Raw genomic sequence first — 19312 nt, forward strand, 5'->3', positions numbered from 1 at the left:
TAGCATCAGCCTCACAAGCCAAGTGGTTATTGATCGATGCTCGATCAGGGCCCGGGGCATAGAAACAAGCTGATGAGGAAAGGTCCGATGGCTGGCAAGACGCTCTACGACAAGCTCTGGGAAATGCACGAGGTGAAGCGCCGTGACGATGGTTCGTCGCTCATCTACATCGATCGTCACATTCTTCACGAGGTGACCTCGCCGCAGGCCTTCGAAGGCTTGCGCCTGGCTGCACGCCAGCCATGGCGCATCGATGCCAACATCGCCACCCCGGACCACAACGTGCCGACTACCCAGGCCGAGCGCAAAGGTGGCCTCGACGCCATCGCCGACGAAGTGTCGCGTATCCAGGTCAAGACCCTGGATGAGAACTGCGACGATTTCGGCATCCTCGAATTCAAGATGAACGATATCCGCCAGGGCATCGTCCATGTGGTCGGTCCGGAGCAGGGGGCCACCTTGCCGGGCATGACCGTGGTCTGTGGCGACTCGCACACCTCGACCCATGGCGCCTTCGGCGCGTTGGCCCACGGTATCGGCACTTCTGAGGTGGAGCACGTGCTCGCCACCCAGTGCCTGGTGGCCAAGAAGATGAAGAACATGCAGGTGCGCGTCGAGGGCCGGTTGCCCTTCGGCGTGACCGCCAAGGACATCGTCCTCGCGGTGATCGGCAGGATCGGCACCGCTGGCGGCAACGGCCACGCCCTGGAGTTCGCCGGCAGCGCCATTCGCGATCTGTCCATGGAAGGCCGCATGACCATTTGCAACATGTCCATCGAGGCGGGCGCCCGCGTCGGCATGGTGGCCTGCGATGAAAAGACCATCGACTACGTGAAGGGTCGCCCGTTCTCGCCGCAAGGCAGCGACTGGGACAAGGCCGTGGAGGCCTGGAGCGACCTGGTATCCGATGCCGACGCGCATTTCGACACCGTCATCGAGCTGCGTGCCGAGGACATCAAGCCGCAGGTCAGCTGGGGCACTTCCCCGGAGATGGTGCTCGCGGTGGACCAGAACGTACCGGATCCGAGCACCGAAGCCGATGCGGTCAAGCGCGATTCCATCGTCCGGGCGTTGAAGTACATGGGCTTGAACGCCAACCAGGCGATCACCGATATCCAGCTGGATCGGGTATTCATCGGTTCCTGCACCAACTCGCGCATCGAAGACTTGCGCGCCGCCGCCGCCGTGGCCAAGGGGCGCAAGGTCGCCTCCACCGTGAAGCAGGCGCTGGTGGTACCAGGCTCGGGCCTGGTGAAGGCCCAGGCCGAGCAGGAAGGCCTGGACAAGATCTTCCTCGAAGCCGGCTTCGAATGGCGTGAGCCGGGCTGCTCCATGTGCCTGGCGATGAACCCGGACCGCCTGGAGAGTGGCGAGCATTGCGCGTCCACCTCCAACCGCAACTTCGAAGGCCGCCAGGGCGCCGGCGGGCGTACCCACCTGGTGAGCCCGGCCATGGCCGCGGCTGCCGCGGTGACCGGTCGTTTCATCGATGTACGTGAATTGATGCAGGCCTGAGGAGACCAGAGATGAAAGCATTCACCCAGCACACAGGCCTCGTCGCACCGCTCGACCGCGCCAACGTCGACACCGACCAGATCATTCCCAAGCAATTCCTCAAGTCGATCAAGCGTACCGGCTTCGGCCCGAACCTGTTCGACGAGTGGCGCTACCTCGATGTGGGTCAGCCCAACCAGGACAATTCCAAGCGTCCGGTGAACCAGGACTTCGTGCTCAACTTCCCGCGCTACCAGGGCGCCAGCGTGCTGCTGGCCCGTGAGAACTTCGGCTGCGGCTCTTCCCGCGAGCATGCGCCGTGGGCGCTGGACGAGTACGGTTTCCGCACCGTGATCGCGCCGAGCTTCGCCGACATCTTCTTCAACAACAGCTTCAAGAACGGCTTGTTGCCGATCATCCTCAAGGATGAAGAAGTCGACGAACTGTTCCAGCAGAGCGAAGCCACCGAGGGTTACCAGCTGACCGTCGATCTCGCCGCGCAGACCGTGACCCGCCCGGACGGCAAGCAGTACAGCTTCGAGGTGGATGCGTTCCGCAAGCACTGCCTGCTCAATGGCCTGGACGACATCGGCCTGACCCTGCAGGACGCCGACGCCATCCGCAGTTTCGAGGTCGGCTACAAGCAGCGCCAGCCCTGGTTGTTCCGCGACGCCTGAGTGCCCTTGGTCCGGCCCTTGCCGTTTGTTGCAGGGTCGGTCAGTGAGCACCGTTCTCTACGCCCCAAGGAGCCAAGCATGACCAGCAATGCCCATACCCAGGTGGTACAGCAGCAATTCGGCGGACAAGCCGTGGCCTACCTCAACAGCGCAGTGCATGCCCAGGGTGCCGAATTCGCGTTGCTACAGGCCGAGGTAGCGGGCAAGAACGAGGCCCGGGTGCTGGACCTGGGCTGTGGTGCCGGGCACGTCAGCTTCCATGTGGCGCCGTTGGTCGCGCAGGTAGTGGCCTATGACCTTTCGCAGCAGATGCTGGATGTGGTGGCGGCGGCGGCCAGGGAGCGTAGCCTGGAGAACATCCGCACGGTAGCGGGCGCCGCGGAGCGCCTGCCGTTCGCCGATGGCGAGTTCGACTTCGTCTTCAGTCGCTATTCGGCCCACCACTGGAGCGACCTGGGCCTGGCCCTGCGGGAGGTGCGCCGGGTCCTGAAGCCTGGCGGCGTGGCGGCGTTCATCGATGTCCTGTCACCTGGCAGTCCATTGCTGGATACCTACCTGCAGAGCGTCGAAGTGCTGCGCGACACCAGCCATGTCCGCGACTATTCGGCCGGGGAATGGCTGCACCAGATCAACGAGGCCGGTTTGCAGGCCCGCAGCAGCGCCCGGCAGCGCCTGCGCCTGGAATACGCCTCCTGGGTCGAGCGCATGCGCACCCCGGAGCCGCTGAGGGTAGCTATTCGCCAGTTGCAGCAGGCGATGGGCAATGAAGTGCGCGAATATTTTCAGATTGAGGCCGATGGTTCGTTCAGTACAGATGTACTGGTACTGTGGGCCGAACGATAGAATTTTTCCGGGTGCGCCCAAGGGCGTGCCGACAGAACGAACGAGGAATGCATGAGCAAGCAGATTCTGATTCTCCCTGGTGACGGTATTGGCCCGGAAATCATGGCCGAAGCGGTCAAGGTCCTGGAATTGGCCAATGACAAGTACGGCCTGGGTTTCGAGCTGAGCCACGATGTGATCGGCGGCGCGGCCATCGACAAGCATGGCGTGCCCCTGGCCGACGAGACCCTGGACCGGGCCCGTGCCGCCGATGCGGTGCTGCTGGGTGCGGTGGGCGGTCCGAAGTGGGACAAGATCGAGCGCGACATCCGTCCGGAGCGCGGGCTGTTGAAGATTCGCGCGCAACTGGGGCTGTTCGGCAACCTGCGGCCGGCGATCCTCTATCCGCAACTGGCCGATGCCTCGAGCCTGAAACCGGAAATCGTCTCCGGCCTGGACATCCTCATCGTCCGCGAACTGACCGGCGGTATCTACTTCGGTGCTCCTCGCGGCACCCGCGAGCTGGAGAACGGCGAGCGCCAGTCCTATGACACCTTGCCCTACAGCGAGAGCGAGATCCGCCGGATCGCCCGGGTCGGCTTCGACATGGCGCGGGTGCGCGGCAAGAAGCTCTGCTCGGTGGACAAGGCCAACGTCCTGGCGTCCAGCCAGCTTTGGCGTGAAGTGGTCGAGCAGGTGGCCAAGGACTATCCGGACGTCGAGCTCAGCCACATGTACGTCGACAACGCGGCCATGCAGCTGGTGCGCGCGCCCAAGCAGTTCGATGTGATCGTCACCGACAACATGTTTGGCGATATTCTCTCCGACGAGGCCTCGATGCTCACCGGTTCCATCGGCATGCTGCCTTCGGCGTCCCTGGACGCCAACAACAAGGGCATGTACGAGCCTTGCCACGGTTCGGCGCCGGACATTGCCGGGCAGGGCATCGCCAACCCGCTGGCGACCATCCTCTCGGTGTCGATGATGCTGCGCTACAGCTTCAACCTGACCGCAGCGGCGGACGCCATCGAGCAAGCCGTCAGCCGAGTGCTGGACCAGGGCTTGCGTACCGGTGACATCTGGTCGGCCGGTTGCACCCGGGTCGGTACGCAGGAAATGGGCGATGCAGTAGTCGCGGCGCTGCGGAATCTGTAATCTTTCGGGCCCACTGCACTGACAGTGGCCCACTTTTGTATAGGTGTAGTTGCGATGAAACGTGTAGGTCTGATCGGTTGGCGCGGTATGGTCGGTTCCGTGCTCATGCAGCGGATGCTTGAAGAGCAGGACTTCGATCTTATTGAACCGGTGTTTTTCACCACTTCCAATGTCGGTGGCCAGGGTCCGTCGGTAGGCAAGGATATTGCCCCGCTCAAGGACGCCTACAGCATTGAAGAGCTGAAAACCCTCGACGTGATCCTGACCTGCCAGGGTGGCGACTACACCAGCGAAGTCTTCCCCAAGCTGCGCGAAGCCGGCTGGCAGGGTTACTGGATCGACGCTGCTTCCAGCCTGCGCATGCAGGACGACGCAGTGATCATCCTCGATCCGGTGAACCGCAAGGTCATCGACCAGCAACTGGACGCCGGGACCAAGAACTACGTCGGCGGCAACTGCACCGTCAGCCTGATGCTGATGGGCCTGGGTGGCCTGTTCGAAGCCGGCCTGGTGGAGTGGATGAGCGCCATGACCTACCAGGCGGCCTCCGGCGCCGGCGCGCAGAACATGCGCGAGCTGATCAAGCAGATGGGCGCCACCCATGCTGCGGTCGCCGATGACCTGGCCAACCCGGCCAGCGCCATCCTCGATATCGACCGCAAGGTGGCCGAGGCCATGCGCAGCGATGCCTATCCAACCGAGAACTTCGGCGTACCGCTGGCCGGCAGCCTGATTCCGTGGATCGACAAGGAGCTGCCCAACGGCCAGAGCCGCGAAGAGTGGAAGGCCCAGGCCGAGACCAACAAGATCCTCGGTCGCTTCAAGAACCCGATTCCGGTGGACGGTATCTGCGTACGTATCGGCGCCATGCGCTGCCACAGCCAGGCGCTGACCATCAAGCTCAACAAGGACGTGCCGATCGCCGATATCGAAGGGCTGATCAGCCAGCACAACCCTTGGGTCAAGCTGGTGCCGAACCAGCGTGAGATCAGCATGCAGGAGCTGAGCCCGACCAAGGTCACCGGTACCCTGAACATTCCGGTGGGCCGTCTGCGCAAGCTGAACATGGGCTCGCAGTTCCTCGGCGCCTTCACTGTGGGTGACCAACTGCTGTGGGGCGCGGCCGAGCCGCTGCGCCGCATGCTGCGGATCCTGCTGGAGCGCTGATTCTTCTGCATCGCCGCGAAAAACCCGCGTTCCCTCAAAGGGCGCGGGTTTTTTCATGGGCCGCAAGTTGTGGTCGCTCCGGCGAATTGCCTCGTCCCCGCGTGCCGGGTAAAGTGCCGCTCCCCCCGTTTTGCCTGAGGTAGCACCATGACTCCGTCCTTTGATATTGCCGTGATCGGTGCCACCGGTACCGTCGGCGAAACCCTGGTGCAGATTCTCGAAGAGCGTGATTTTCCGGTCGGCAACCTCTACTTGCTGGCCAGCAGCGAGTCGGCAGGACATTCGGTGCCGTTTCGCGGCAAGAACCTGCGTGTACGCGAGGTCGACGAGTTCGACTTCGGCAAGGCCCAGCTGGCGTTCTTCGCCGCAGGTCCGGCCGTGACCCTGAGTTTTGCGCCGCGGGCGACGGCGGCCAATTGCGCGGTGATCGATCTTTCCGGGGCCTTGCCCTCGGCGCAGGCCCCCAGCGTGGTGCCCGAAGTCAATGCCAAGGTGCTGGCCGGCCTGGGTAAACCGGTGCAACTGAGCAGTCCCAGTGCCTCGGCCACGGCGCTGGCGGTCGCGCTGGCGCCATTGCAGGATCTGCTGGACATCCAGCGGGTGGGCCTGAGCGCCAGCCTGGCGGTTTCCAGCCAGGGCCGCGAGGCGGTCAGCGAACTGGCCCGGCAGACCGCCGAACTGTTGAATGCACGTCCCCTGGAACCGCGTTTCTTCGACCGGCAGATGGCCTTCAACCTGCTGGCCCAGGTCGGCACGCCGGATGCCCAGGGCCATACCCTGCTGGAAAAACGCCTGGTCAGGGAGCTGCGCGAGGTGCTGGGGCTACCTTTGCTGAAGATTTCTGTCACATGCATTCAAGCGCCGGTGTTTTTTGGCGATAGCTATAGCGTGACTCTGCAGTCGGCTGCCGATATCGACCTTGCGGCGGTGAATGCCGCGCTGGAAGCGGCGCCTGGCCTGGAGCTGGTGGACGTTGGCGACTATCCGACGGCCGTCGGTGACGCCGTGGGCCAGGATGTGGTCTACGTTGGCCGGGTTCGCAGCGGGGTCGACGATCCGGCGGAGCTCAACCTGTGGCTGACCTCGGACAACGTCCGCAAAGGCGCGGCGTTGAACGCGGTGCAGCTGGCTGAATTGTTGATAAAAGACCTGCTGTAAAAGATACTTGGCAACAATTTGCAGAATGAATCTAGCTGGGCGCTATGCTTGGCAAGTTGCTGGAGGTGAGTGGCCGTCAGGTGCTCCCGGGGCATGCAAGAATTAATCGCGCGTCGTGGCCATCCTGGCCCCGCGCAATGCCTTATGGCAGCCGCTACAAAACCTTCTCGCTAGCCGAGGAAAGTTCAAACAAAGGATGAGGCTATGGTTCAAGTTCGCAAACTGGTGTTAGCAATAGCGGCCGCCTCGGCGCTGTCCTCCGGTATGGCGCAGGCGCTTGGGCTTGGGGAGCTGACCCTGAAGTCGAGTCTGAACCAGCCTCTGGTAGCAGAAATCGAATTGCTCGATGTAAAGGACCTCACTGCCGCCGAAGTGGTGCCAAGCCTGGCCCCGGCAGATGAGTTCGCCAAGGCCGGCGTCGATCGCCAGGCCTTTCTCAACGACCTGAGCTTTACCCCTGTTCTCAATCCCGGCGGCAAGAGTGTGCTGCGGGTAACGTCCAGCCGCCCGCTGTCCGAGCCGATGGTCAAGTTCCTGGTGCAGGTGATGTGGCCCAACGGTCGCCTGTTGCGCGACTACAGCGTCCTGCTGGACCCTTCCAAGTTCTCTCCCGAGGCCGCGCAAGCTGCCCAGGGCGCACCGGTTTCCGGTCCTGCGGTGAATGCTCCGGTCACGTCGGCCAGCAAGATCAGCAAGCCCGAGCAATACACCACCTCGGCCCGTGACACCCTCTGGGAAATCGCGGCCAGGAACCGTAATGGTGCGTCGATCCAGCAGACCATGCTGGCGATCCAGGCGCTGAACCCGGATGCATTCATCGACGGCAATATCAACCGCTTGAAAACCGGCAAGGTGTTGCGCCTGCCGGATGTGGTCCAGAGCACCGCGTTGCCGCAGCCCAAGGCGATCGCCGAAGTGGCCGCGCAAAATGCTGCTTGGCGCCAGGGGCGGCGTGGCGGAGCCCGTGGCCAGCAACAAGTGGACGCGACCCGCCGTGCGGGTGCCGACAAGGCGCCCAAGCAGGCCAATACCCGGGACAACCTGAGTCTGGTCTCCGCCGAGAGTGGCAAGACCCGCGGCAAGGGCGCCGCAGGCGACAGCAAGGCGCTGAGCAACAAGCTGGCGGTCACCCAGGAAAGCCTGGATTCGACTCGGCGCGACAATGCCGAGTTGAAAGATCGCATGGCGGATCTGCAGAGCCAGCTGGACAAGCTGCAGCGCTTGATCGAGTTGAAGAACAACCAGTTGGCCAAGTTGCAGGCCGAGGGTGCGGCTCCGGCGGCGCCTGCAGCGCAGCCGGCGCCAGCCATGCCGGCGGAACTGGTGAGCAAGCCCGAGGCTCCGGCCCCGGTGGCTCCAGTGGCGCCAGCCAGCGAGCCCGCAGCTGCACCTGAGGCGCAGGCGGCCAAGGCCGACGAAGACAAGTACGGCGATCTGTTGACCAATCCGATCCTCTTGGGCCTTATCGCCGGTAGCGTGGTGGCGGCCCTGTTGCTGTTGCTGCTGTTGCTGGCGCGTCGCCGCAAGGCCCAGCAGGAGGCGGAGAAGCACCTGCGCATGGCCCGGGCATTGTCCGAGGAGAACAATTTTTCCGAAGAGATGGATCTGCCGGAAAGCAGCTTCGAAGGTCTTGAGGTGCCGCCGCCGAGCGTCAAGCTGGCTCCAGCTCCAGCTCCAGCTCCGGTAGCGGAGCCGATCGTGGCGCCAGCCGCGCCGCAGGAACGGGCGACCGATGTCCTGGGCCAGGCGCAGAACCATATCGACGGCGGCCGCCTGAACCAGGCAGCGGCGATTCTCGAAGAAGCGGTCAAGATGGAGCCGCAGCGCAGTGAGCTGCGCCTGAAGCTGATGGAAGTCTATGCCCGCCAGGGCGATCGCAGCGCCTTCGTCGCCGAAGAGCGCCAGCTGGTGGCCAATGGCGATAACCATGCGCAGGTCGAGCAGCTCAAGAGCCGTTATCCGGCCATGGTCGCAGTGGCGGCCGCGGCAGGCCTGGCTACCGCAGCCGCAGCGGCGGAACTGGATGCCGAGTACGTCAAGGAATTGCTCCAGGATGAGCCGCCGGCAGTTGAGCCAAAAGCCCCGGTGGAAGGCCTGGATGAAGATTTCGACCTGAGCCTGGATGACCTGGAGGCCGCTTCGCCGGCAGCGGTGGTGGCGCCAGAGCCCACGCCCGAGCCTGAAGTCGAGCTGGAGGATTTTCCGCTCGATGACGACCTGAGCTTCGGTTCGGTGCTCGAGCAGCAGATCGCACCCGAGGAGAACCTGGACGACCTGGGAGATTTCGATCTCGACCTGGGCACGGATCTGCCTGCGGCCACCCAGAGCGATGACGATTTCCTGCTGAGCCTGGAGGACGATCTCAAGGACCTTCCGGCTGGCGAAGTGCCTACAGTGACCGAGTCGGCCCTGGATGACCTTGACCTGTCGGCGGATTTTGACTTGTCCCTGGCAGATGAGATGACCGCGGACGAACCCAAGGATGCCTTCAGTTCCGAGCTGGACGACGTCAATGCCGAGCTCGAGCGACTCGCCCAGACTCTCGATCAGCCGGAAGCGGGGAGCCCGACCTTCACTGCCGAGGATGCCGCGGCGGCACCTGAGGACACTGAGTTCGACTTCCTCGCCGGTAGCGATGAAGTGGCGACCAAGCTCGATCTGGCCCAGGCCTACATCGACATGGGCGACAACGACGGAGCCCGGGATATTCTTGGTGAAGTGCTGAGCGAAGGTAACGAAGGGCAGAAGAGCGAGGCGCAGGAAATGCTCGCACGGCTGGCTTGATTCGACCTGAAGCTTGAGTGCAACGGCAGCCCATGAGGCTGCCGTTTTTGTTGGTGCTGCGCGGGACTCAGGCCAGCAGGTCCTCGTAGAACGCGCCGAAAGGGCGGGTAGGGTGGGCGATCTGGATTTCCAGGATCCACAGGCCGACCTGCGGGCAGGCGGCGAAATCCCCCAGGTCGCCGGCACGGTAGATGGCGTGGGGGAAGTCGCTGACGCGATGCCCCTTGATGTCCAGGTTCAGCAGCCAGCCCATGGCATGGGCCTGTTCCTCGGCATATCGATACAGTTCGGGGCCGGCCACCCGGTGGGTTTTCCAGTGCTCGTACACCAGGTCGAACAGGCTTTTGGCGGCAGCGGCGCAGGCATGCATTTCGGCGTCGTCACCGACGACGAAGGTTGCTCCACAGTCGCCCTCATGGCGATCCCAGACCACTCCCAGGTCAATGAAGAACAGATCGTTTTCTCCCAGCCGCGGGTCGCCCTCGGAGCGTTGCTTGAAGGTCTTGAGGGTATTGCTGCCAAAGCGGATCAGCAGCGGATGCCAGATCCGCTCCATGCCCAGTTCCTGCAATACCTCAAGGCCCATTTCCCTGGCTGCGGACTCCAGCATGCCCGGCTCGATCCGGCGGGCCATCTCGACCACGGCCTCCCAGGTCATGCGCTTGGCGTGGAGCATGCCTTCCAGGCTATAGGCCAGGCCGACGGCCTCTTTGTTGACTGCGTTCATTCATCAGGTCCCGATCAGGTTTTTGTTATCATTCGCTATATAGCTTTATATATAACGCTTGATAGATGATCGCTGCAATCTGCAACTAAACCCCCGTGGCGCATGGCGTCCGCTTGCTCTGGCCTTATAATGGGCGCCTTTGCGCATATCAGCAGGCTGTAAGTTCTTGGCAAATATAGATAACGCGGCCGCCGAAATGGCGGCCGCAGGCTTTTCCCGGATCGCCCTGGGCGTCGAATACAAAGGCTCGCGCTATCACGGCTGGCAGCGCCAGTCGTCCGGCGTCCCCAGTGTCCAGGAGACTCTGGAGAAGGCCCTGTCCAGGGTCGCGGACTCCCCGATAACCCTGACTTGCGCCGGGCGTACCGATGCCGGGGTGCATGCCAGCGGCCAGGTGGTGCACTTCGACACCCAGGTCGTGCGCCCGATGAAGGCCTGGGTCATGGGGGCCAATATCAACTTGCCCCATGACATCAGCGTCAGCTGGGCTCGGGAGATGCCGGCGCATTTCCATGCACGTTTCAAGGCGATCGCCCGGCGCTATCGCTACGTCATCTACAACGACCAGATCCGCCCGGCCCACCTCAACGAAGAAATCACCTGGAATCATCGGCCACTGGACACCGAGCGGATGGCCGAGGCTGCTGCCTACCTGGTGGGCACTCACGACTTCAGTGCTTTCCGGGCCGGGCAATGCCAGGCGAAGTCGCCGGTCAAGGAGATCCATCACCTGCAGGTCATCCGCTGCGGCAAGATGATCGTCCTGGATATTCGCGCCAGCGCGTTCCTGCATCACATGGTGCGCAATATCGCTGGGGTATTGATGACCATTGGGGCCGGCGAACGCCCGGTGGAGTGGGCCAGGGAGGTCCTGGAAAGCCGGGTGCGCCGAGCTGGCGGCGTTACCGCCCATCCTTTCGGGCTGTATCTGGTACAGGTCGAATACCGGGATGAGTTCCAGTTGCCCGAGCGCTACATCGGGCCGCATTTCCTCACCGGATTCCCGGAATTTGGCGGCTGACGCCCGGAAAAGCATTTGCTACCATCCGGGACTTTCCGGATTTACCCCAGGGGTTCACACGATATGTCGGCCGTTCGCAGCAAGATTTGTGGGATTACCCGCATAGAAGACGCGCTGGCGGCGGTGGAGGCGGGGGCCGATGCCATTGGCCTGGTGTTCTACGCCAAGAGCCCGCGGGCGGTGAGTGTGCAGCAGGCGCGGGCAATCATCGCCGCCCTGCCGCCGTTCGTGACCACGGTCGGGTTGTTCGTCAATGCCAGCCGCTGCGAGCTGGGGGAAATCCTCGACGCCGTGCCGCTGGATCTCTTGCAGTTCCATGGCGATGAATCGGCTGCTGCCTGCGAGGGCTACCATCGCCCCTATATCAAGGCGCTACGGGTCAAGGCGGGTGATGACATCGCTGCGGCCTGCCAGGCCTATCCTGGGGCCAGCGGGATTCTCCTGGATACCTATGTCGAAGGCGTGCCCGGGGGAACCGGAGAGGCCTTCGACTGGTCCCTGGTTCCGCAGGGGCTGAGCAAGCCGATCATCCTCGCCGGTGGCCTGTCGGCCGATAACGTCGCCCTGGCCATTGCCCAGGTGCGTCCTTATGCGGTGGATGTCAGCGGCGGGGTGGAGCAGAGCAAGGGCATCAAGGATCCAGCGAGAATCCAGGCGTTTATGCAGGCTGTACGTCGCAGCAGTGAGTCGATGTGACGGCTGGCAGTCTGCCGCCGTCCATAAGACCACTGTACAAAACAGGCAGGCGCCGCCGTGAGGCGGAGTCGTAATCGAGTGGCAACCGCTCTATCGCGGGTTGTCGGGATGGCGCAGGAGGGGTTCGCTGCGGGCAGGTCGAGCCAAGTGCTGACCGCGGTAGCGAGCCGATCATCGCCGCATACATGAATTTGGCTCAAGGGCATACGCGGGGTCGCGAACCACAGCGTTCGGGCCGCCGGTACTGGAGAAAGAAAGCATGAGCAACTGGTTAGTAGACAAACTGATCCCTTCGATCATGCGTTCCGAGGTGAAGAAGAGCTCGGTGCCCGAAGGTCTTTGGCACAAGTGCCCGTCCTGCGAGGCCGTGCTCTATCGTCCGGAGCTGGAAAAGACCCTGGATGTTTGCCCCAAGTGCAACCACCACATGCGGATCGGCGCACGTGCCCGCATCGATATCTTCCTTGATGCTGAAGGCCGCACCGAACTGGGTGCCGACCTGGAGCCAGTGGACCGCCTGAAATTCCGCGACGGCAAGAAGTACAAGGACCGCCTGAGCGCAGCCCAGAAGCAGACCGGCGAGAAAGACGCGCTGGTTTCCATGAGCGGTACGCTGCTGGGTATGCCAGTGGTGGTTTCGGCTTTCGAATTCTCCTTCATGGGCGGTTCCATGGGGGCCATCGTCGGCGAGCGTTTCGTGCGTGCGGCCAACTACGCCCTGGAAAACCGCTGCCCGATGGTCTGCTTCTCCGCCTCCGGTGGTGCGCGGATGCAGGAGGCGCTGATCTCCCTGATGCAGATGGCCAAGACCTCCGCGGTGCTGGCGCGCTTGCGTGAAGAAGGCCTGCCGTTCATTTCCGTGCTGACCGACCCTGTCTACGGCGGCGTATCCGCCAGCTTGGCGATGCTGGGTGATGTAATCGTCGGTGAACCCAAGGCGCTGGTAGGTTTCGCCGGCCCTCGAGTGATCGAGCAGACCGTGCGCGAGAAGCTGCCTGAAGGCTTCCAGCGCAGCGAGTTCCTGCTGGAGCACGGTGCGATCGACATGATCATTTCTCGTCAGGAGCTGCGTCCACGCCTGGGCAACCTGCTGGCCCAGCTGATGGGGCTGCCGACGCCGGAGTTCGTGGCTGCACCGGTCGAGCCGATCGTGGTTCCCCCGGCTCCTGCAAGCCTATGACCCAACGTACCCTGGGCGAGTGGCTCGCCTACCTCGAGCAGTTGCATCCTTCGGCCATCGACATGGGGCTGGAGCGCTCGCAGCAGGTAGTGTCCCGGATGGGGCTGGGCAAGCCGGCGCCCCGGGTGATAACCGTTACCGGTACCAACGGCAAGGGCTCCACCTGTGCCTTCATCGCTTCCCTGCTGCGGGCCCAGGGCCTGCAGGTCGGGGTCTACAGTTCGCCGCACCTGTTGCGCTACAACGAGCGGGTGCAGGTCAATGGCATCGAGGCCACGGACCAGCAGCTGTGCGAGGCCTTCGCTGCGGTGGAGGCCGGGCGTGGCGATGTCTCCCTGACCTATTTCGAAATGGGCACCCTGGCGGCGTTCTGGCTGTTCCAGCGCGCGGCCCTGGATGCCGTGGTGCTTGAGGTGGGCCTGGGAGGGCGCCTGGATGCGGTCAACCTGGTGGATGCCGATATCGCCCTGGTGACCAGCATCGGTGTCGATCATGTGGAGTATCTCGGGGACTCCCGCGAGTCCGTGGCCTTTGAGAAGGCCGGGATCTTCCGTCCTGGCGCCCCGGCGTTGTGCGGCGACCTCGAGCCGCCGCAGCCTTTGCTGGACAAGGCGCGAGAGCTGGGTTGTGCGTTTTTCCTCCGTGGCCGGGATTTCGATCTGGGAATCACCGATACCCATTGGCAATGGCGTGGCCTGGATAACCAGGGCAATCCGGTGCAATTGCGTGACCTGCCGCTACTCGACCTGCCCATGGAAAACGCGGCACTGGCGCTGCAGGCCTATCTGCTGACCGGGTTGCGCTGGCAGCCTGAGCGGATCGCCAGCGCGTTGCAGCAGACCCGGGTGACCGGGCGCCTGGATCGTCGCCGGATCAACTGGCAGGGCAAATCCCTCAACCTGTTGCTGGATGTCGGGCACAACCCCCATGCGGCGCAGTACCTGGCCGAGCGCCTGGCGCGCCGGCCGGTGGCTGGCCGGCGCCTGGCGGTGTTCGGACTGTTGGCCGACAAGGACCTGGCGGGCGTGGTGGCCTGCCTGCAGGCGTCGATCCAGCACTGGGCCGTAGCTCCACTGGACTCGCCCCGGGCGCGTCCGGCCGAGGAGCTGCAGGCGGCGCTGGAGAACCTTGGCGCTCCCGTGGCGTCTTATGCCAGCGTGGCGGCGGCGCTGGAGGCGCAATGCGCGCAGGCCACCGCCGATGACGAAATACTGCTGTTCGGGTCTTTTTATTGTGTTGCCGAGGCCCTTGAGTGGCTTGCCCGGCGCGCCACGGAGGAAGCTGCACATGGCTATGCTGGATAACGTCTACAAGCAGCGGATGGTCGGGGCGTTGGTGCTGGTGGCACTGGCAGTGATCTTCTTGCCGATGCTGTTCTCGCGAGAAGACGAGCAGCGCCACGTGGTGGTCGAGGCGCCTGCTGCGCCGCAGCCATCGGCGTTGCCCCAGGTCCAGGTCGAGCCGGTGGTGGTCCCGGAGCCGCAGCCATTGCCGCAAGGTTCCGTGCCTGCCGATGATCCGGTGGTGCAGCAGGCTGCCCCTGCGGCGCCGATCGCCCCCAGTGTGCCAGCGACTCCGGCTCCGGTAGTGGTCAACAAGCCGGCCCCGACGCCCAAGCCCGCGCCAGTGCCGGCGCCAGCGCAGCCGGTGGTGAGCGCCAAGCCCGATACCAGCCAGAGCCGTGTCGATGCCAATGGCTTGTCCGTCAGCTGGTCGGTGCAACTGGCCAGCCTGTCGAGCCGGGAAAGCGCGGAAAACCTGCAAAAGACCCTGCGTAGCCAAGGCTATAACGCTTACATCCGTTCGGCCGAAGGCAAGAACCGGGTATTCGTCGGGCCGCTGATCGAGCGTGCCGAAGCGGATCGCCTGCGTGACCTGTTGGGCCGCCAGCAGAACCTCAAGGGCTTCGTGGTGCGCTTCCAGCCAGAGCGCGGTTGATTTGTACGGCACAGTGAATCGCAGCTTACCGACAGCCAAGCGCTCTGTTAAAATGCGCCGCCTTATCCGTCTGTAGGCTGCACTGTGCCATTTACCCTGGTTGACTGGGCGATCGTTGCAATAATCGCCATTTCCGCTTTGATCAGCTTGAGCCGTGGTTTCGTCAAAGAAGCCTTGTCGTTGCTTACCTGGATCATCGCAGGAGTCGTCGCCTGGATGTTCGGTGGCTCACTGTCCGAGTACCTCGGCGCTTATATCGAAACTCCTTCGGCTCGCGTGATCGCGGGCTGCGCAATCATGTTTGTCGCCACCTTGCTGGTGGGCGCAATGGTCAACTATCTCATCGGCGAATTGATTCGCGTCACCGGCCTGTCCGGCACCGATCGATTCCTCGGCATGGCCTTCGGCGCGGCGCGTGGCGCGTTGCTGGTGGTCGTGGCGGTCGGGCTTCTGAGCCTGGGGCCGGTTCAGCAGGATTCCTGGTGGCAGCAGTCGCGACTGGTGCCACAATTTCTATTGGTTGCAGATTGGTCCAAGAACCTCATATTGGGGTGGAGCAGTCAGTGGCTGGCCAGCGGTATCAGCGTACCCGCTGAAATACCTTTCAAGGAGCACCTCTTACCGGCCCAGGCGCCTCAGTAAGATGAGCTCAGTTCAGTTCCATTAAGTAGGGGTTGCGTCGCATGTGTGGCATCGTCGGTATCGTCGGTAAGTCGAACGTTAATCAGGCGCTGTATGACGCGCTAACCGTCCTCCAACACCGCGGCCAGGACGCGGCCGGTATCGTGACCAGTCATGATGGCCGGTTGTTCCTGCGCAAGGACAATGGCCTGGTCCGTGACGTGTTCCAGCAGCGCCACATGCAGCGCCTGGTCGGCCACATGGGCATCGGCCACGTGCGTTACCCGACCGCCGGTAGCTCCACTTCGGCCGAGGCCCAGCCGTTCTACGTCAACTCGCCTTACGGCATCACTTTGGCGCACAACGGCAACCTGACCAACGTCGAGCAGTTGGCCAAGGAGATCTACGAGTCCGACCTGCGTCACGTCAACACCAGTTCCGATTCCGAAGTGCTGCTCAACGTTTTCGCCCACGAGCTGGCCCAGCGCGGCAAGCTGCAGCCCACCGAGGAAGATGTATTCGCCGCCGTGACCGACGTGCACAACCGTTGTGTGGGTGGTTATGCGGTGGTGGCGATGATCACCGGCTACGGCATCGTCGGTTTCCGCGATCCCCATGGCATCCGTCCGATCGTGTTCGGCCAGCGCCATACCGACGAGGGCGTGGAGTACATGATCGCCTCCGAAAGCGTGTCCCTGGATGTGCTGGGCTTCACCCTGATCCGCGACCTCGCGCCGGGCGAGGCGGTCTACATCACTGAGGAAGGCAAGCTCTACACCCGCCAGTGCGCCACCAATCCGCAGCTCACCCCGTGCATCTTCGAGCATGTATACCTGGCCCGTCCTGATTCGATCATCGATGGCGTCTCGGTATACAAGGCGCGCCTGCGCATGGGTGAGAAGCTGGCCGAGAAGATCCTGCGCGAGCGTCCCGAGCACGATATCGACGTGGTGATCCCGATTCCGGACACCAGCCGCACCGCGGCACTGGAACTGGCCAATCACCTGGGCGTGAAGTTCCGCGAAGGTTTCGTGAAGAACCGCTATATCGGCCGGACCTTCATCATGCCGGGCCAGGCCGCCCGCAAGAAGTCGGTACGCCAGAAGCTCAATGCCATCGAGCTGGAATTCCGCGGCAAGAACGTGATGCTGGTGGACGATTCCATCGTGCGTGGCACCACCTGCAAGCAGATCATCCAGATGGCCCGTGAGGCCGGTGCGAAGAATGTCTACTTCTGCTCCGCCGCCCCGGCCGTGCGTTATCCGAACGTGTACGGCATCGACATGCCGAGCGCCCACGAGCTGATCGCCCACAATCGTTCCACCCAGGATGTGGCCGACCTGATCGGTGCCGATTGGCTGATCTACCAGGACCTGCCGGACCTGATCGAGGCGGTCGGTGGTGGCAAGATCAAGATCGAAAGCTTCGACTGCGCAGTGTTCGACGGCAAGTACGTTACTGGTGATGTCGACGAGGCCTATCTGAACAAGATCGAGAATGCCCGTAACGATGCCTCCAAGGCCAAGACCCAGGCGGTCAGCGCGATCATCGATCTGTACAACAACTGATCCAGAGCATTCACGAAGAGATTAGGAGTAGGCGGCATGAGTCAGGATTGGGATGCCGGTCGGCTGGATAGCGACCTTGAAGGCGTAGCGTTCGATACCCTGGCGGTGCGCGCTGGTCAGCACCGTTCGCCGGAGAGCGAGCATGGTGATCCGATGTTCTTCACCTCCAGCTATGTGTTCCGCACGGCCGCCGATGCGGCCGCGCGTTTCGCTGGCGAGGTGGCGGGCAACGTCTATTCGCGCTACACCAACCCTACGGTGCGTTCTTTCGAGGAGCGCATCGCGGCCCTCGAGGGGGCGGAGCAGGCGGTGGCTACCGCGACTGGCATGGCAGCGATCCTCTCGGTGGTCATGAGCCTGTGCAGCGCCGGTGACCACGTATTGGTTTCGCGCAGCGTGTTCGGCTCCACCATCAGTCTGTTCGAGAAGTACTTCAAGCGTTTCGGCGTCGAAGTCGACTACGTGCCCCTGGCGGACCTGTCCGGCTGGGATGCGGCGATCAAGAGCAATACCCGATTGCTGTTCGTCGAGTCGCCCTCCAATCCTCTGGCCGAACTGGTGGATATCGCCGCACTGGCTGAGGTGGCCCATGCCAAGGGGGCGATGCTGGTGGTGGACAACTGCTTCTGCACCCCGGCGTTGCAGCAGCCGCTCAAGCTTGGTGCGGACGTGGTGGTGCATTCGGCCACCAAGTTCATCGATGGCCAGGGTCGCTGCATGGGCGGTGTGGTGGCCGGGCGCAGCGAACAGATGAAAGAAGTGGTGGGTTTCCTGCGTACCGCGGGGCCGACCCTGAGTCCGTTCAATGCCTGGGTCTTCCTCAAGGGGCTGGAGACCCTCAGCCTGCGCATGCGTGCCCATTGTGCCAATGCCCAGGCCCTGGCCGAGTGGCTGGAGCGCCAGGAAGGGATCGAGAAGGTACATTACGCCGGGCTCGCCAGTCATCCGCAGCATGAATTGGCCAAGCGCCAGCAACGTGGCTTCGGCGCGGTGGTGAGTTTCGAGGTCAAGGGGGGCAAGGAGGGCGCCTGGCGCTTCATCGATGCCACTCGCCTGGTCTCGATCACCGCCAACCTGGGTGACAGCAAGACCACCATTACCCATCCAAGCACCACCTCCCACGGGCGCCTGGCGCCGCAGGAGCGTGAGGCTGCGGGTATTCGCGACAGCCTGATCCGTATTGCGGTCGGCCTGGAAGACGTTGCCGACCTGCAAGCCGACCTGGCTCGCGGCCTGGCAGCCTTGTGATCGAGTTGTCGACGCCCCCGGGGGCGGGCAATGGTCGTGTTGCGCTGGTTACCGGCGCGGCACGGGGTATCGGCCTGGGCATCGCCGCCTGGCTGATCAGCGAAGGCTGGCAGGTGGTCCTCACCGACCTAGATCGCGAGCGCGGCTCCAAGGTGGCCAAGGTGCTGGGCGACAACGCCTGGTTCATCACCATGGATGTGGCCGATGAGGAGCAGGTGGCTGAAGCGGTCGCCGAGGTGCTGGGGCAGTTCGGGCGTCTCGATGCCCTGGTTTGCAATGCTGCCGTGGCCGATCCGCACAATATGACCCTGGAAAGCCTCGACCTGGGCCATTGGAATCGGGTGTTGGCGGTGAATCTTGGCGGGCCGATGCTGCTGGCCAAGCACTGCGCGCCCTATCTGCGGGCCCACGGCGGTGCGATCGTCAACCTTGCCTCTACCCGTGCCCGCCAATCGGAGCCGGACAGCGAAGCCTATGCTGCGAGCAAGGGGGGCTTGTTGGCCCTGACCCATGCTCTGGCGATCAGCCTCGGGCCGGAGATTCGCGTCAATGCGGTAAGCCCGGGCTGGATCGATGCTCGTGACCCGGCCGTGCGGCGCGCGGAGCCCTTGTCCGATGCCGACCATGCCCAGCATCCGGCAGGTCGGGTGGGCACCGTTGAAGATGTGGCGGCGATGGTGGCCTGGCTGCTTTCACGCAGTTCGGGATTCGTCACCGGCCAGGAGTTCGTGGTGGACGGTGGCATGTCCAAGAAGATGATTTACCAGGATTGAATTCTTTCGCGGGCAAGGAGCGGAGCGCTTGCCAATCGCTGGGGATTTTTCTTGGGGCTTGAAGCGTGTCGTTTACAGCTCTTTTGAAAAAAACTTCAATCCTGCTATTGACTTAGCTTCGATACGTGCGTAAATTTCGCGGCCTCAGCGAAGCAAAGGGTGATTAGCTCAGCCGGGAGAGCATCTGCCTTACAAGCAGAGGGTCGGCGGTTCGATCCCGTCATCACCCACCACTTCCTGAGTGTCTTTCGAAAGAAAGGCGGAAGCTTCCAAGGAAGCCTCC

At 63.2% G+C, this 19312-nt stretch carries 17 protein-coding genes and 1 tRNA gene; 17 read left to right on the forward strand and 1 reads right to left on the reverse strand.

Annotated elements, in window-relative coordinates; all coding sequences use genetic code 11:
• The first annotated feature begins 87 nt into the window (after positions 1–87).
• The 7 genes from leuC (at position 88) to C4K40_RS10415 (ending at position 9257) form a co-directional block, all read left to right on the forward strand.
• On the forward strand, positions 88–1515 hold the full coding sequence (gene leuC, locus C4K40_RS10385) for a 3-isopropylmalate dehydratase large subunit (protein ID WP_053138894.1): 1428 nt from the start codon (positions 88–90) through the stop codon (positions 1513–1515).
• Positions 1516–1526: 11 nt separating this feature from the next.
• A complete protein-coding gene (gene leuD / locus C4K40_RS10390) occupies positions 1527–2171 on the forward strand; it encodes a 3-isopropylmalate dehydratase small subunit (protein ID WP_022643438.1) in 645 nt (214 codons plus the stop codon).
• 78 nt (positions 2172–2249) lie between these two features.
• Positions 2250–3014, forward strand: coding sequence for a class I SAM-dependent methyltransferase (locus C4K40_RS10395; protein WP_053138891.1), 765 nt, complete (start codon positions 2250–2252; stop codon positions 3012–3014).
• 51 nt (positions 3015–3065) lie between these two features.
• Complete coding sequence (gene leuB, locus C4K40_RS10400; protein WP_053138888.1) at positions 3066–4148, forward strand: 3-isopropylmalate dehydrogenase; 1083 nt, start codon at positions 3066–3068, stop codon at positions 4146–4148.
• A 54-nt stretch (positions 4149–4202) separates the two neighbouring features.
• Positions 4203–5315, forward strand: a complete 1113-nt coding sequence (gene asd, locus C4K40_RS10405; protein WP_053138885.1) for an aspartate-semialdehyde dehydrogenase — start codon at positions 4203–4205, stop codon at positions 5313–5315.
• Between the two features lie 147 nt (positions 5316–5462).
• Complete coding sequence (locus C4K40_RS10410; protein WP_053138882.1) at positions 5463–6473, forward strand: aspartate-semialdehyde dehydrogenase; 1011 nt, start codon at positions 5463–5465, stop codon at positions 6471–6473.
• 204 nt (positions 6474–6677) lie between these two features.
• Positions 6678–9257: a FimV/HubP family polar landmark protein gene (locus tag C4K40_RS10415; protein WP_053138878.1), complete on the forward strand. Its 2580-nt coding sequence runs from the start codon at positions 6678–6680 to the stop codon at positions 9255–9257.
• A 67-nt stretch (positions 9258–9324) separates the two neighbouring features.
• Here C4K40_RS10415 and C4K40_RS10420 read toward each other — a convergent pair whose 3' ends face one another.
• Positions 9325–9984 carry a M24 family metallopeptidase gene (locus C4K40_RS10420; RefSeq protein WP_022643443.1) on the reverse strand — a complete coding sequence of 220 codons (660 nt, stop codon included), beginning with the start codon at positions 9982–9984 and terminating at the stop codon, positions 9325–9327.
• 196 nt (positions 9985–10180) lie between these two features.
• On the opposite strand from C4K40_RS10420, the gene truA reads away from it, so the two are divergent.
• The 10 genes from truA (at position 10181) to C4K40_RS10470 (ending at position 19262) form a co-directional block, all read left to right on the forward strand.
• Positions 10181–11005: a tRNA pseudouridine(38-40) synthase TruA gene (gene truA / locus C4K40_RS10425; protein WP_022643444.1), complete on the forward strand. Its 825-nt coding sequence runs from the start codon at positions 10181–10183 to the stop codon at positions 11003–11005.
• Between the two features lie 63 nt (positions 11006–11068).
• The gene (locus C4K40_RS10430; RefSeq protein WP_022643445.1) at positions 11069–11701 is read left to right on the forward strand and encodes a phosphoribosylanthranilate isomerase; all 633 of its coding nucleotides are present in this window, start codon (positions 11069–11071) and stop codon (positions 11699–11701) included.
• Positions 11702–11960: 259 nt separating this feature from the next.
• On the forward strand, positions 11961–12881 hold the full coding sequence (gene accD / locus C4K40_RS10435) for an acetyl-CoA carboxylase, carboxyltransferase subunit beta (protein ID WP_053138124.1): 921 nt from the start codon (positions 11961–11963) through the stop codon (positions 12879–12881).
• On the forward strand, positions 12878–14185 hold the full coding sequence (folC, locus tag C4K40_RS10440) for a bifunctional tetrahydrofolate synthase/dihydrofolate synthase (RefSeq protein ID WP_053138127.1): 1308 nt from the start codon (positions 12878–12880) through the stop codon (positions 14183–14185). The genes accD and folC overlap by 4 nt, the downstream gene beginning before the upstream one ends.
• Positions 14169–14819, forward strand: a complete 651-nt coding sequence (locus C4K40_RS10445) for an SPOR domain-containing protein (RefSeq protein WP_031321372.1) — start codon at positions 14169–14171, stop codon at positions 14817–14819. The genes folC and C4K40_RS10445 overlap by 17 nt, the downstream gene beginning before the upstream one ends.
• Positions 14820–14903: 84 nt before the next feature.
• The gene (locus C4K40_RS10450; RefSeq protein WP_022643449.1) at positions 14904–15461 is read left to right on the forward strand and encodes a CvpA family protein; all 558 of its coding nucleotides are present in this window, start codon (positions 14904–14906) and stop codon (positions 15459–15461) included.
• 41 nt (positions 15462–15502) lie between these two features.
• Entirely contained in the window at positions 15503–17008 is a 1506-nt protein-coding gene (gene purF / locus C4K40_RS10455; protein ID WP_031321374.1) for an amidophosphoribosyltransferase, read from the forward strand.
• Between the two features lie 36 nt (positions 17009–17044).
• Positions 17045–18256 carry an O-succinylhomoserine sulfhydrylase gene (locus tag C4K40_RS10460; RefSeq protein ID WP_053138130.1) on the forward strand — a complete coding sequence of 404 codons (1212 nt, stop codon included), beginning with the start codon at positions 17045–17047 and terminating at the stop codon, positions 18254–18256.
• Between the two features lie 5 nt (positions 18257–18261).
• Positions 18262–19029 (forward strand): SDR family oxidoreductase, encoded by a 768-nt coding sequence (locus tag C4K40_RS10465; RefSeq protein WP_053138390.1) that lies wholly within the window; start codon positions 18262–18264, stop codon positions 19027–19029.
• 157 nt (positions 19030–19186) lie between these two features.
• Positions 19187–19262: transfer RNA gene (locus C4K40_RS10470), tRNA-Val, on the forward strand.
• Positions 19263–19312: the final 50 nt, after the last annotated feature.

It is taken from the genome of Pseudomonas sp. CMR5c, assembly GCF_003850545.1.
GTDB lineage: Bacteria > Pseudomonadota > Gammaproteobacteria > Pseudomonadales > Pseudomonadaceae > Aquipseudomonas > Aquipseudomonas piscis.